Source organism: Paenibacillus sp. FSL W8-0919 (assembly GCF_038003785.1).
GTDB classification, from domain to species: domain Bacteria; phylum Bacillota; class Bacilli; order Paenibacillales; family Paenibacillaceae; genus Paenibacillus_AQ; species Paenibacillus_AQ lactis.
The window spans coordinates 2,830,636-2,845,639 of sequence record NZ_JBBOPV010000001.1 but is presented as its reverse complement, the minus strand read 5'-3'; the positions used below and the strand labels follow the sequence as shown (position 1 = coordinate 2,845,639).

The 15,004-nt window shown below is 54.7% G+C and carries 11 protein-coding genes; 1 reads left to right on the top strand and 10 read right to left on the bottom strand.

Translation table 11 applies throughout. The annotated features are described in order from the left end of the window. Positions 1 to 184: 184 nt before the first annotated feature. The 10 genes from NST44_RS12685 to tyrS all read right to left on the bottom strand — a co-directional run bounded on the left by NST44_RS12685 (position 185) and on the right by tyrS (position 14,031). Entirely contained in the window at positions 185 to 1,585 is a 1,401-nt protein-coding gene (locus tag NST44_RS12685) for a family 43 glycosylhydrolase (protein WP_340899720.1), read from the bottom strand. Positions 1,586 to 1,726: 141 nt separating this feature from the next. Then, positions 1,727 to 3,475: a glycoside hydrolase family 2 protein gene (locus NST44_RS12680; protein WP_340899718.1), complete on the bottom strand. Its 1,749-nt coding sequence runs from the start codon at positions 3,473 to 3,475 to the stop codon at positions 1,727 to 1,729. A gap of 166 nt (positions 3,476 to 3,641) precedes the next feature. Beyond that, positions 3,642 to 5,432, bottom strand: coding sequence for a glycoside hydrolase family 2 protein (locus tag NST44_RS12675; protein WP_340901436.1), 1,791 nt, complete (start codon positions 5,430 to 5,432; stop codon positions 3,642 to 3,644). Between the two features lie 95 nt (positions 5,433 to 5,527). Continuing rightward, complete coding sequence (locus NST44_RS12670; RefSeq protein ID WP_028404935.1) at positions 5,528 to 6,463, bottom strand: carbohydrate ABC transporter permease; 936 nt, start codon at positions 6,461 to 6,463, stop codon at positions 5,528 to 5,530. Between the two features lie 15 nt (positions 6,464 to 6,478). Next, entirely contained in the window at positions 6,479 to 7,447 is a 969-nt protein-coding gene (locus NST44_RS12665) for an ABC transporter permease (protein ID WP_340899717.1), read from the bottom strand. Positions 7,448 to 7,476: 29 nt separating this feature from the next. Then, positions 7,477 to 9,216, bottom strand: coding sequence for an extracellular solute-binding protein (locus tag NST44_RS12660; protein WP_340899715.1), 1,740 nt, complete (start codon positions 9,214 to 9,216; stop codon positions 7,477 to 7,479). Positions 9,217 to 9,673: 457 nt separating this feature from the next. Continuing rightward, entirely contained in the window at positions 9,674 to 10,636 is a 963-nt protein-coding gene (locus NST44_RS12655; RefSeq protein ID WP_251535299.1) for a glycoside hydrolase family 43 protein, read from the bottom strand. 123 nt (positions 10,637 to 10,759) lie between these two features. Continuing rightward, positions 10,760 to 11,578 (bottom strand): ABC transporter permease, encoded by an 819-nt coding sequence (locus NST44_RS12650; protein ID WP_144871367.1) that lies wholly within the window; start codon positions 11,576 to 11,578, stop codon positions 10,760 to 10,762. Beyond that, positions 11,575 to 12,630 carry an ATP-binding cassette domain-containing protein gene (locus tag NST44_RS12645; protein ID WP_340899708.1) on the bottom strand — a complete coding sequence of 352 codons (1,056 nt, stop codon included), beginning with the start codon at positions 12,628 to 12,630 and terminating at the stop codon, positions 11,575 to 11,577. The genes NST44_RS12650 and NST44_RS12645 overlap by 4 nt, the downstream gene beginning before the upstream one ends. 141 nt (positions 12,631 to 12,771) lie before the next feature. After that, complete coding sequence (tyrS, locus tag NST44_RS12640) at positions 12,772 to 14,031, bottom strand: tyrosine--tRNA ligase (RefSeq protein WP_251535301.1); 1,260 nt, start codon at positions 14,029 to 14,031, stop codon at positions 12,772 to 12,774. 460 nt (positions 14,032 to 14,491) lie between these two features. Between tyrS and NST44_RS12635 the strand changes: the two genes are divergently transcribed. After that, complete coding sequence (locus NST44_RS12635) at positions 14,492 to 14,947, top strand: MarR family winged helix-turn-helix transcriptional regulator (protein ID WP_210094989.1); 456 nt, start codon at positions 14,492 to 14,494, stop codon at positions 14,945 to 14,947. The last annotated feature ends 57 nt before the right edge of the window (positions 14,948 to 15,004 follow it).

The following is a 15,004-nucleotide window of genomic DNA, read 5'->3' as shown; positions in this document are numbered from 1 at the left end:
TCATCTTACTTCGAACGGTAGTGAAAAACAATGACGCCTGCCGGTGCTGCCGCTTGGCTTTTTCATGATGCTGATCGATTGCGGAATATGAATAATGGAAGGAAAAGGACCTCCGGAAAATCCGGAAGCCCCTCTCGATTGGATTCGCCTTCATTTCAATCACGCGGTACCCGTGTCCTGCATCTTAATTCGCCGGTTTAATATCAAAGAAGTCAATCTCACCGTAGCCTTCACCTTTCGTAAACCGGATCTTGTTGGCTCCGGCTTTCAGTTGGACTTTGGCTGTGGACAGCCCCCAATTCTCCCAGCCTTTATTCGTGATGTGGAACCGGCTCGGCTCGCCCGAGTTTACGCTCAGCTGCAGATAGGACCAGCCGCCCCCAGCCGTCCCGTTGGCGGTGCGCGCAAGCAAAATATACTCGCCTGCCTCCTGGACGTGAACGTTAAAATCCACGAAGCTCTCCGGGGTATCAATATGACCTGCCTTCAGGCCGCCTGAGCCGTTCGGGCTTTCCGATGCATAGGCCGCCCCGCCGAAAGCTCCCTCCTCCCCTTCATACCGGAGATGGGCCGGTTCGCCGGAAGGCAGAGGAATCGGCGTGTTCGGATCGACCGGTTCGCCGAGATTCGGCGTGCCATCCGCATGCCACGTGAATTTCTGCATCCGAACCTCCCGGTTCCACCCGGCATTATTGTATTTGGCTACATGATACATGATCCAGTCCTCCGTATCATCCGGAGACTTCGTGAACGAATGGTGGCCCGGACCGTAAAGCCCGTTGCCGGACTTGAAAATAGGCTGGTCCCGCTTGGTCCATGAAGCGGGATCCATAGGATCGCTGGATACACTCGCGGTGATCAGTCCCAAGCAATAGTCGTTGGTCCAGCTTCCGCTTGCGGAATAGACAAGAAGAATAAGACCGTCCCGGACGATGACCTGAGGTCCTTCATTGACATGGGGAACATGATTCGTCTCCCAGCTGTACGTCGGCCTGGATATCTCCACCCGCTCCGAGTCGATGGTCCATGGATTGCTCATATGGGCGATGTACAGGTTCTGACGGACGTTGACGTCTCCTTCCCAGCCGGACCAGATGAAATACAGCTCCCCGCCGAGCTGCAGCACCGTCCCGTCAATCGCCCATTTGTTCGTCGGATCGGTGATCTGCCCCTTGTATTCCCACGTGCCTTGGGTCGGATCCGGCGATTTGTTCTCCATGACGTACATGCGGTGATTGACATTGTCTCCGTCATCCTTGGCGTAGTAAATATACCAGGCGCCGTCAATGTAATGCAGCTCCGGTGCCCAAATGTTGCAGCAGACCGTGTTTACCACCGCTGTAGGGGCCGCATCAATCGTAGTGAGCTGGGCGGATTTCCAGATCGTCACGTTGCCGCCGGTCGTTTTCGTGAAATAGTAATACCCGTCCGTATGCTTATACACCCAAGGGTCTGCCCCCTCCTGCATGACAACGTTATAGAAGTTGTTCTGAACGGAGGCCGCTTGCGAGGTCTGGCCGATCGGAAAAACAAGCAGCGCGCATATCGACAGCAGCAAGGTGTTCCTGAAATTCTTGTTCATCATCCGGTTCACGTTCCTTTCGGTACATGTATGATCATGCTCCAAAACGGCTATTCGGCACGGCCCGCCTTCGAAACCGCTGCGGGCAGCGTTATTAGTTCCTGCTTAGCGGGCATCGGCCACAGGATGGCAAGCTCCCGGATATCAATCCTCGATGGCCGCTTTACGCGAATTGATGCGGCGGATGACCTCGGGGTCAAACTTCGCCTTTCTTTCGTAGGTATACAACCCGTTGACTTCCTGTTCCACGTCGTACAGCTGCGTGTAACAGAATCCGAACATCATCGGATGATCCAGCAGCGTGCTCGTTAACCCCTCGTAACGCGCAAGGAATTCTTCTTCGGAAGCCGGTCTCTCGCCGTACCCCCAGGCCTTCCCGTCCTTCTGGTCCGGGTTCCACCATATCCCGCCGTACTCACTGACGAAATACGGCTGCCCTCCATAGGTTTGCCGGTTCGGAAACGTATTGTAAACCTCGCCGCCGTCCTTCATCGACTCAAATTTTTGGCGGAACGTCTCCGGATTCTGATCATAGTCATGAATGTCGAAGATATCGGTGACGACATGGAAGTTCCCGCTGGTGTCGATCACCGGACGGGTTGGATCCATTCGCTTCGTCACCTCGTAAACGATGCGAAGGACATCGTTATGCTGCTTCGTGCCATCCTTATCCCACGTTTCGTTAAACGGGCACCAGCCGACAAGCGCGGGATGATTGAAATCCCGCTCTACGCCTTCCAGCCATTCCGGCAGAAAACGGGACACCGCTTCGGACGTCGAGATGTCCAAGCCCCAGTTCGCGTGCTCGCCCCATACCAGATAGCCTAGGCGATCCGCCCAGTACAGGAAACGCGGCTCGAAGATTTTCTCGTGAAGCCTGGCCCCGTTAAAACCGAGCTCCATGGAGAGCTCTATATCCCTGCGAAGATCCTCATCGCTCGGCGCCGTGTAGATGCCGTCCGGATAAAAGCCTTGGTCCAGCACAAGGCGCTGAAACACGGATTTGCCGTTAATCCGGAATGCCATGCCGTCAAGACGTAGGGTCCGAAGACCGAAATACGATTGGACGGAATCGCTTGGGCTGCCCTGGTCGGTCAAAGACAGGGCCAGGTCGTACAGCCGCCCGTTTCCTGCTTCCCACAGATGGATCTCCGACAAGGGAACGGTCAGCTTAACCGAAGGTCCGGATACGATCGCGCCGGCTTCGCCGACAAGCCGGCCGTCGAAATAGGCGGAAGCGGCAAGCCGCTCCCCGGCCGCATTCCCTTCCACCGCAATCTCGAGATGCACGCAGGCATTATCCGGATCCCCCACCAATTTCATCGACGCCATATAAGCCTTTGGCACATGCTCAAGCCATACCGTCTGCCATATTCCTGTCGTACGGGTGTAGTCGCAGCCGTGCGAGTGGTATAATCCGCTCTGCTTGCCCCGCGGCTGGCGTCCCGAACGGACATCGTCCTCCGCGTATACTGTAATGACGTTGCTGCCCGGCACGACATGGGACGTAATGTCGAAGCTAAACGGCGTGTACCCTCCCCGGTGCGAGCCGGCGACCGTCCCGTTCACCCATACTTCGGCTGCATAATCGACGGCGCCGAAGTGGAGCAGGATCCTGCCCCCGGCCCAGGCTTCCGGCACGGTGAACTCCCGTTTATACCATACCGCGGCCATAAAATCCTTATATTCTACGCCCGAGAGCTTGCTCTCCGGACAGAAAGGCACCGTGATCGTCCCGGACAGCTGGCAACCGGGATCCGTCAGGCCGCGGTCCTTGCCGCTCTTGCCGTGGTCGATTTCAAATTGCCACTGGCCGTTCAGATTGGCCCAATCGGACCGGACCCATTGGGGTCTCGGGTACTCGGGGCGCGGGATATTAGATGAATGAGTCATGGTTTACTCCTTTTATGTCTGGATTGTTTTATATTTCAGGATTTTGCAAAATTCGATTCAAGCCGCTCCAGGGTACAATATATAGACGAACTAAACCGCTTCGCTCTATATATTGCTGATTGAAAGTCACTCTGTGGATTTTTGCAAAATCCTTATTTACAAAAGCCTATCTTGCCATTTCGGGATCAGCCTGCGGCGACTCGGTACGCATATCCGGCTCCGGACTAAGCGGCTCGGTTAGCGTCCCCGTCATAATCCCGCGGATCTTCGCAAGCGGCGCTTTCGGCCGCCTGTCGTAGGTGAGCAGACCGTTGATCTCCTGCTCGACATCGGTCAGCTGCGTATAACAGTAGCCTTGAACGACCGGCGAGGTCAGCATCGGGTCGACGACGGCCTTGAGCCGGATCAGGAAATCCTCCTCGCTGTCAGCCCCCGAGTATCCCCAGCCCTCCCACTCGCTCTTCTTGAAGGCGATGCCTCCAAACTCCGATACGAGAATGGGCTGCCCTTGATAGGAAGCGCCTCCGACGAAAATGCTGCGGTTGGCCGGCATCGCTTCCACGGCGGATTGCACGCTCTTATACCGCTTCTCCAGCACCTCTTGACGGCTCTCATAGTCGTGAATCGTGACCAGGTCGGTGGTCATATGCTCCCAGCCGTCGTTGTACACCACCGGCCGCGTATCATCAAGCGATTTCGTCAAATGATACATGGCCAACCCGTGCTGCTGCTGCCGGCTGTCCATGCGGACATTCGGTATTCCCCAGCTTTCATTCAGCGGAACCCAGGTGACGATGCACGGGTGGTTATAATCCCGCTCGATGATCTCCTGCCATTCCTTGGTGAAACGGCGTACATATTCTTCGGAATAATCGTACGCATTCGCCGCCTCGCTCCACACTAGCAGCCCGAGCCGGTCGCACCAATAGAGGAATCTTGGATCCTCCGTCTTCTGGTGCTTCCTCACGCCGTTGAAGCCCATCTCCTTGGTCAGCTCCACGTCGCGTCTCAGCGCATCGTCCGAAGGAGCGGTTAGGATGCCTTCCGGAAAATACCCCTGGTCCAGCACCAGTCTTTGATAATACGGCCGGTTATTCAAGCACAGCTTGCCGTCCTCGATCGACACCTTCCGCATGCCGAAATAGCTGGCAACCTCATCGACGACCTCTCCGCCGCATACGAGCCGAAGCTCCAAATCGTACAGATTCGGATGCTCGGGGCTCCACAGCCGCCCAAGGCCATGATCCGTGAAATCCCCGAGGCCGATGGTCCGCAGCTGCTCGACGCTGCGGATCGAATATTGATCCTCGGCCACGACTTCGTTCCCATACGTTACGGTAACCTGAAGCTTTATATCATCTGCCGCCTTCAATCCTTCAACGAAGGTGCGAATCCGGATTTCATTCCGATCGATATCCGGCGTAACCACCGTTTTTCTAAGGTGCACGGCGGATAAAGGCTCCAGCCAGACGCTCTGCCAAATGCCCGTCGTCCGGGTGTAGAAGATGCTGGCCGATTTCTCAAGCCAGTATTGCTTTCCCCTCGGCAGCGTAACATCACGGCTGAAGTCCTCGGCCCTGACCACCAGCGTGTTGCTCCCTTCAACGAGGAAGCGGGTAATATCCGCATGAAACGGTGTGTGGCCCCCTTCATGAACAGCCGCAAGCTGCCCGTTAACCCAGACCTTTGCCAGATAATCGACGGCGCCGAAATGAAGCAGAATGGTCTTTCCCTTCCAATCATCCGGAATGTGAAAGGTTCTTCGATACCACACCACGTCATGAAAAGAGGGATCCCCGATGCGGCTCAGCTTGCTTTGGAACGCGAAGGGCACGTTGATCTTTCGGAGGAATGAAGCGTTGCCGTCCGCCTCATACCACCGTTCCTGCTCGCCGACATCTCCATCGTCAAATCCGAATTCCCACTCTCCATTGAGGCTCAGCCATGCCTTGCGCATGAACTGGGGCCTCGGATATTCCGGTCGCGGAGGCTGCGTATGGTTTGTTTCTGTCGTCAAGATGTCATCCACTCCTCATCGATTCATTGTTGTATCTATCCTTTTATCGAGCCTACGTAAACGCCTTTAACAAAATACTTCTGCAGGAACGGGTATACCATTAAAATCGGCACCGTCGAAACGACGATCGCGCAGTATTTCACCAGCTCCCGGAAAGCGTTCGCGCTCTGGGCGCTGTTAATGACGACGCCGCCGGCGCTTCCGATCGACGTTGCCGTGGCGTCGTTCGCCACCAAAATTTCCTTCATTAACAGCTGCAGCGGGAACAGCTGCCGGTCTTTAAGCAGCACCATCGCATTAAACCAAGAGTTCCAGTTCCCGACCAGGTAATACAAGAAAATGACGGCGAGCGTCGCTCTCGACAGCGGCAGGATGACGTTGACCAGAATCTTCGCCTGGCCTGCGCCGTCGATCACGGCCGCCTCCTCCAGCTCCCTCGGTATAGCCTGGAAGGCGGTCCGCAGGATGATGATGTTCCATGTGCTGATGGCGGTCGGCAGAATCATGGCCCACAGATTGTTGTACAACCCAATGTCCTTCATCAGCAGGAACCAAGGAATCAGGCCGCCGCCGAAGAACATGGTGATCGTGATCAGGATCATGATGAAATTTTTGAAATACAAGTCCCGTCTGGACAGCACGTATGCCCCCAATATCGTCATCACCATGTTGACTAGCGTGCCGAGCCCGACGTAGATCATCGTGTTTTTGTACCCGTTGAGCAGGCTGTTGTCTTTGAATACCAGCTTATATCCGTCAAGCGTGAATCCAAGCGGCTTGAACAGCGCGCCTTTATGCGCAATCAGAGCGGTAGGGTCGCTGACCGAAGCGAACAGGATATGCAGGATCGGGTAGAAGCATACCAGCGTCAACGCGGCCAATAATGTATAGTTTGCGAAATCGAATACGAAGTCTCCCACCGATTTATGCTTTCTTTTACCTCGTGCTTTGATCTTCTTGTTATCGATCATGGCCATCTCCTTCCCCTACCATAAGCTGGTTTCCGATCTGCGCTTCACGATGTAGTTCGTCACCCAGAGCAGCCCGAAGTTGACGATGGAGCTGATCAGCCCCACCGCGGCGGAATAGCTCAGACTGGCTTCCCTGAGGCCCCGGCGATACACGTAGGAAGCGATGACGTCGGCCGTCTCGTAGGTGAGCGGATTGTACAGCAGAATGATTTTCTCGTAGCCGGATGACATCAGGCCGCCGATCGCGAAAATAAACAAGATAATGATGACCGGACTGATCTGCGGCAAGGTGATGTACCACATTTTCTTAACCCTGCTGACGCCGTCGATTTCAGCCGCCTCGTACAATGCCGGATCGATCCCGCTCATGGCGGCCAGATAAATGATGCTGTCCCACCCGATGCTCTGCCAGATGCCGGAGAAAGTATAGATCGGCCGGAAGAATGAGGAGTACCCCAGGAGCGAAGAGTACTCTTTGCCTGTAATGAACTGCAGCAGTTGAGTAATAATTCCTTCATCCGCCGTGAAAATATGGATGATCCCGCACACGACGACCAATGAAATGAAGTGCGGCATGTACGTAACGGTCTGCACGGTTCGTTTGAACTTGGACGACCGGACCTCATTCAGCATTAAAGCGAGAATGATCGGCGCCGTGAACCCGAAGGCGAGAGCCCACACATTCAGCATCAGCGTGTTCTTGACGACCCTCCAGAAATAAGGTCCTTGGAAAAAATCGATGAAATGCTTAAAGCCTACCCAGTCGCTTTCCCCGAATCCAAGCAGCGGCTTGAAATCCTTGAAAGCGATCATGACGCCCCACATAGGGCCGTAGCAGAAGATCAGGTACCATGCGATCACGGGCAGCGCCAATAAGTATACGAACCAGTTCTTCTTCATATCCCGCTTGATCAGCAGGCTCTTCCGTAGTTTGGCTTCCGAGGGAGCCGGGCTCATCTTCCTGTTTTTTCGAATGATCTCCATGATTCAACCACCTATTCCCGATATGGAAGCTATCGTTGGTTATACCGGTCCAGCGCCGCCTGATGGAGACTTAAGAATTCGTCCAAGCCCATGCTCTGCGCTTCCTTCAAAAACTGGTCATATGCATCCACAGGCAGCTCGCCCATGATGATCTTGGCAAAATACTCTCCCCGAAGCGTAGACAGCTGGTTTCCAAGCTCGGCTTCGCGCGATGCCTCCTCTTTGGTGAAGGTGATCGGCGGCATGGCCATGCTGGTGTCCATGTTCTCTGTCCAATATTTCCGGATATCTCCGGAATAGCTTCCCTTTGCCACGATCAACGGGTTAGCATGATGCTCGTCGCGAATGTTCGGCCAGCTGTGCATGCGGTATTTCCACAGCGTCGTGGCGACCGGCTGTCCGTCCGGATCATTGTAAATGTAGCTGTTCTCAGGGAAATACGGCATTCCCTTGTCATCCACCAAATGAACGGTGCCATACTCGCCGAAGTTGATCAGTTCCCAGCCCTTTTTGCTGTAGTTAAAGTCCAGCCAAGCCATGGCTGCTTCCACATTGTCCGCTTGGGTCGTAATCGCCGCCTCGGTGCCGGTGCGCATGAAGTTTTTGTACGTCGTCGCCGATTTATCGCCTTCGTTCAGGATCGGATTCAGCGCACCAACGAAATCGATGTCGTTCTGTTCCTTCCAATAGCTCCACATCGTATCCGGGGAGTCCATGATGACCGCCGTATCGTCTGAAATGGCGCTCGCCATCCGCTGGTTGAAGTCGGCCGTTGCCCAATCGCGGTTAAGGAGACCCTCCTTGTTCCACTTCTGCATGGTCGCCAAGTACTCTTTCGCTTTCGGCTGCGCAGGCCCCCATTGCACCTTGCCGTTCTCGTCCTGGAAGGTCCAGTCCCATACGCCGTAAGCGCCGTTAATGATGCCCGTAAAAATTTGGCCGTAACTCGATCCGTAGTTCAGCGGGGTCTTGTATCCGACCTCCTGGCATTTCTTCAAGAACGCGTACCATTCGTCAATGGTGTTCGGCACTTCCATCCCCGTCTTGTCGAGCGCTTCCTGCTTGATCAGCATGCCGAACCAGGTCCATTCCGAATACGGAGCGATTCCGTAGAAGCCGAGCAGCCTCCCGTCGTCCGTCACCGTCGTCTTTCTTCTCATCTCGTGGGAATTGCGCCAGGCCGTATAGTTCGGAGCATGCTTCTCCATCAGGTCGGTCAGGTCGATATAAGCGCCGTCGTTAACCCCGGCTTCAAGGCCCCCGGGATACCGGCCCGGTTCAATGATGATGTCCGGGAGCTCGCCGGAGGAGATCATCAGCGTGAATGCATCCGCTTCCTGTCCTACCGGCGGCGTGATGAAATTCACCTTGATCCCGGTCAATTTCTCGATCTGTTTCTGAACGGCATGGTTGTTCATATCCGGTATATTGGAGTTGGCAGGCATCCAAACATCCAGCACGACCTCTTCCTTGAACGGATAGGCGGAGTAATCGCTTGGAATGACTTCGTCGTATACATCGCCGAGGTATGTATCGTTCAGCGTGTTGTTCACCTCGTCGATTTGCTCTTGCGTCGGAGCCGTATTGCCGCGGATGCTTGCGCTAATGTCCGTAAACTCGACCTCATTCTTCTTCTCGGTGGACACGGCCTCTTCATTGCCTTCCGACTCTTCCTTCCCGGAGCCGCCGCCGCTGCACGCGGTTATGGCCGAAATCATCAGTATGGAGATCAGGAATAAATGAATCACACGCTTAAATTTCGCTTTCATCGTAATCCTCCCATAATCAAAATTGGTTGACGCCTTCCGTTCCAAAAACGCGCTCTTGCCTGCTTCCCCCTTTTCGAGATCAAAATGCCTAGGCCTCTCCACAAACACCCTTGTTTAATACAATAAAACCGTATCTTTAATCGAAGTATAGGCATGATTTCATCATCTGTCAACGCTTTCATACATTAATTTTGTAATTATTATTCCTTCAAGCAATTCCCCATATCGTACAACAAAAAGTCGTTTCGAGGGGTCGAATACAGATAAAACCCCAATAGTGACAAGGTTTTCGGGTGCATTAATTCAATTTGCTATCGATCTATTTGGATTGAAACAATCAATAATCCCGAAATAAAAAAAGCCTTTTATTACGAAATTTCTGTAATAAAAGGCTTTTTACTTCGGATCCTTCGTTGCTATCGGCTGCCCTTTTTCAATGGGATACGGATCTCCTGCATCATTCTCCCGAAGGGACGTAGAGCGCGTCGGAATCGCCTGCCGGAATTCCGAAATCCGGCGTTCCGTCCGGATGCCATCCGAACTTCTGAATGCGGGTGGCGCGCAAGCGGGTATCCGCTCCCGGTTCAGGGAGGGCATGATAGACGATCCAGTCCTCCGTCCCGTCCGGGGACTTCGTAAAACTGTTATGTCCGGTCGCATAAATACCGTTCTCCACGCTTTTGCGAAATACCGGTTCCGGGGATTTCGTCCACGCATCCGGATTCATCGGATCGCTGGACGCGTCCATCGTCAGCATGCCCAGCGCATAATCCTCGGACCATGTCGTGCTGGCGGAATAGACAAGAAAGATGCGGCCGTTCCGATGGAGAATGACAGGGCCTTCGTTAATGGCCATGCCCCCCTGCTTCTCCCATTCCAGGGTTGGAGCTGTAAGCAGGACATGCTCGCCGGTCAGCGTCCATGGATCAAGCATACGCATGATATAAATTGCCGAGCCGTAATCCGGAAACCGGCCGTATCCGGCATACAGGAAGTAGAGCTGACCCTGCAGCGTCATCACGGTACCGTCCAAACCCGGGACGGGCGTGTCAAGCGCCCCCCTCCATGTCCATTCGCCCTCCATGGGGTCGTCTTCACCGTTCTCCAGGACGCAAATCCGGCGGGTATCGTCGCCTCCCCCGTCATTCGCCGTATAATAAACATACCATTTACCTTGAACATGATGAATTTCCGGAGCCCATAAGTTATGGCTGTATCGACCTCCCGGCTCCGGCGCCCAAATCGTTTTCTTCCGGCCTTCGGCGATCCGGCTCAGCGAGTCTGATTTCGTAAGCTCAATACGATCCCGGGCCGTATGCATGAAATAATAGAAGCCGTCGGTGTGCTTCCACACCCAAGGATCAGCCGCTTGCTCGACAATCGGATTGTGAAACGTTGCAGTTTGGGGCAATTTCTCCATCTCCCTTCGCATTTCGCGTCAGGCCCTTCGCTCGGGTGCTCTTCCATGGATCCTCCCGGACCTTTGCGTTACGTTCCATCTTACCGATGCCGTTTTATGCTGTCTATGCTAAATTGAGTATATTTAGGTCCGGCGCATATAAGCCCGAACCGTCAACGGAGCGAATACCGCCACGATGACGGCGGCGCCGATCAGCGAAATGGACAGATCCCAGCCGACGGTTCCCGAGTTGGTCAAGTCCCGGACGGCCGTAACCAGATGCGATATCGGATTAATATTCACGAACCATTGCAGCCATCCCGGCATCGTCTCGACCGGCACAAACGCATTGGAAAGAAACGTGAGCGGGAACAAAACGATCATCGAGATGCCCTGCACGCTGGAGGCCGTACGGGCGATCACCCCGAAGAAGGCGAAAATCCAGCTGATCGCCCAAGAGCAGACGATGACGAGGAGCGCGGCGAGCGCCACGTACCCCAAGCCGCCGCCCGGATGATAGCCCATCACATATCCCATGGCAAAGGTCAGGACCGTTGCGATGGTATACCTGACGGTGTCCGCCAGCAGGGCGCCGGCAAGCGGCGCGATTCGCGCGATCGGCAGCGATTTGAACCTGTCGAACACGCCTTTATCCATATCCTCTCGCAGCTGTACGCCGGTAACGACCGACGTCGTGATAACGGTCTGCACGAGAATGCCGGGAATGATGACCGGCAAGTAGCTTTGCACGTCGCCGGAGATGGCGCCGCCGAAAATATACGTGAACATCAAGGTAAAGAGAATCGGCTGCATCGTCACGTCAAAGAGCTGCTCCGGCGTTCGCCGGATCTTCAGCAGCCCCCGATACGCCATCGTAAACGAATTGCGCAGGGACTGGCCGAAGCTGGTGCGGTTTTTCAGCCGGGAATTGGTACCGGGTTTCATCTTCATCACGCTGCTCATACGCTTGCCTCCTCAACTTGCTTTGAATGTGGTCCCCGGGACGGATGCGATGTTTGAGCCTTCGCAGCATGCCCGGTAATCGTCAGAAATACCTCATCCAGCGTCGGCTTCTGGACGCTCATCTCAGCTAAGCCGATCCCCGATGCGCGAAGCTCAATCAGCAGGTCCGTGACCAGATCTGCATTCGCCATCGGTGCCGTGATCGCTCCGGCCTCCGGGGATACCATGGAAGGCGCCTGAAGCACCCGTTCAACCATTTGGCGGGCCTGCTCGATGTTCGCCGGATCCCCGACGCGCAAATGGAGCGAAGAGGTGCCAACCGATGCCTTCAGTTCATCGGCGGTCCCTTCGGCAACGACCCTGCCGTGATCGATGACCGCTATCCGGTCGGCCAGCTGGTCCGCCTCCTCCAGGTACTGCGTCGTGAGGAGTACGGTCGACCCCGTGCTCACCAGCCGGCGGATCGTATCCCACATCTGGGATCGGGTTCGCGGGTCGAGACCCGTTGTCGGCTCATCCAGAAAAATAAGCGGCGGCTGGGCAATCAGGCTTGCCGCCAAATCGAGCCTGCGGCGCATGCCGCCGGAAAATTGCTTAAGCGGCCTCTTTGCCGCTTCCGTTAAACCGAACTCCTCAAGCAGCTGTCCTGCCTTGCGTTTCGCTTCCGCGCGTCCAAGCCCGAGCAGCCTTGAGAAGATGATGAGGTTCTCGGTCGCGCTGAGCGATTCGTCAACCGACGCGTACTGGCCGGTGACCCCGATCAATTGCCGGACGATCTGCGCTTCCTTCAGCACATCGTAGCCGAGGATGCGCGCCGAGCCGGCATCCGGACGTAGCAGAGTTGCCAGCATCCGGATCGTGGTCGTTTTGCCCGCACCGTTGGGTCCGAGCACGCCGTATATGCTCCCAGTCCGGACCTTCAGCTCCACCCCGTCCACCGCCCTGTTATCGCCGAACGTTTTGACGAGCCCGTGCGCTTCGACTGCCCAATCCCCGCTTCTTGGCTCCCATTGGTATTGATTGTTCTGTTTCACTTGATTTCCTCCAATCATCGTGATGGTTGATGAAAGAAGGTTAACATGCTTATTTAAACGGAATTTAAATCCGCCTCGGGAGCAACAGGCAAAAAAGCGCCCCAAGATCGAATGATCTTGGGGCGCTTTTAGGTTATCGTCTGAAATCAGAGGATGTTCTTACGACATTTTGACCAAGCTGTAGTTCTTCTTCCCCTTGCGGATGATGATGAACCGGCCGCCGATCGCTTGGTCGGCGGTTACTTCATGGCTGACATCGCTAATGCGCTCGCCGTTCATGGAGATAGCGCCGTTGTTGATATCCTCGCGCGCCTGCCGCTTGGAAGGCTCGATGCCGAGGTCGACCAGCCAATCCACGATATTTTTCGTCTCCGGACCTGCCTCGTAGGTCGGCATTTCCTTGAAGCCCTGCTCGATCTCATCGGCCGTCAAGGACTTGATATCGCCGCTGAACAGCGCTGCCGTAATGCGCTTCGCCTGCTCCAGCATTTCCTCGCCGTGCACGAACCGCGTCATTTCCTCGGCAAGCGTTATTTGCGCTTCGCGTTTATGCGGCTCGGTCTCCACCTTATGGGCAAGCTCCTCGATCTCCTCTTTCGCGAGGAACGTGAAGTACTTCAAGTATTTCACGACGTCGCGGTCGTCGGTGTTGGCCCAGAACTGGTAGAACTCGTACGGCGTCGTCTTCTTCGGATCGAGCCAGATCGAGCCGCCGGCCGTTTTCCCGAACTTCGTGCCGTCGGCTTTCAGCATCAGCGGAATCGTCAAGCCGAACGCCTTGGCGTCCGCGCCTTCCTTTTTCCGGATGAGGTCAAGGCCGCTTGTGATGTTGCCCCATTGGTCCGAGCCCCCGATCTGGAGCTGCACGTCGAAATTCTTGTACAGATGCAGGTAATCCAGCGACTGCAGAATCTGGTACGAGAACTCCGTGAAGGAAATGCCGCTCTCCAGCCGGCTTGCCACGACGTCCTTCGCCAGCATCGTGTTGATGCTGAAGTTTTTGCCGTAGTCGCGCAAAAATTCGATGACGCCGATGTCCTTCGTCCAATCGTAGTTGTTCACCAACCGGATCTGGTTGTCGCCCTCGGTGATGAACAGCTTCTTCATCTGCTCGGTCAGGGCGTCCACGTTGGCCTGTACCTGCTCGAGCGTCTGCAGCGAGCGCTCGGTTTGGCGTCCGCTCGGATCGCCGATCGTCCCGGTCGCGCCCCCGATCAGAATGACCGGACGGTGTCCTGCCATCTGGAAGCGCTTGAGCACCATAAACGGGATCAAATGCCCGATATGCATGCTGTCGCCGGTCGGGTCGACGCCGCAGTATACGGAGATTGATTTTTCATTCGTCAATTCGCGGAGGCCTTCGGCATCCGTCTGCTGATTGATGGCATCGCGCCACTCGAGTTCATCGATAATGTTCATGTCTACATTCCACTCCTTGAATTCAATACTTCTGCATGTGAAACAGCTTTTAAAGGCTAGGTTAAAACCATAAAAAAACGCCCCCATGTCTATCACAGACACAGGGACGATTGAACACCGCGTTACCACCCAGATTGCACCCCTCCAAGCGCCGGCGCCTAGGCCGCAAGCAAGGATGCCACTCGTCGGCGAGTTAACGTTCGCCTCTTCCCGCTCGGCATTACCCGAGATACTCCAGAGTGTATTTCACCGGCTTAATATGTGCCAAGGTTCCATCCTCCTCGGCTTTCTGGAACAGGGATTAAGCAAGCTACTGGGCTCTTTCAACGTATATCCTATATAAGATTACAGACAGTATAGTGAAATACGAATTGAATGTCAACTGGCCATCTGATTCGATCTTGCTGCTCAGGCTCACACCATACTTGACAGCCTATTGTTTAGATCCTAAACTAATGGCATGAATAATGAATCCAACCCAACCAATCAGGAAGCGAACCGGGGCAGCAAGAACTTAGGCCGGTTGATTCTGCAGCTGAGACGCCTGGAGCGCCAGCCTCATACATTCGGCCATGCAGGCAAATTAACGCCGAGCGAGATCCATACGATTGACGCCATCGGTTATGACGGAGCCATCCTCATGAGCGAGCTAGCAGCACGGCTTGGCGTGACAAAGGGAGCCATTACGCAGGTGGTTGATCGGCTGGAGGCTAAATCGCTTGTGATCCGTTCCCCCCATCCACATGATTCAAGAAGCTCGATCGTTTCGCTCAGCGAAGACGGAAAGGAGGCTTACCGGGCTCACGAGGCCGTGCATCTCGAATTCTATAATCAGCTGAGATCGCAGCTCAGCGAACAAGAAATAAAAATTTTTGAGAAGAGCATTGAGATATTAAATAATATGCTGAGCAAATAACTATTTTTTTTCGATAAATAGTTTAGTTACTAAACTAAAATCCAAGGGAGGCTTCCC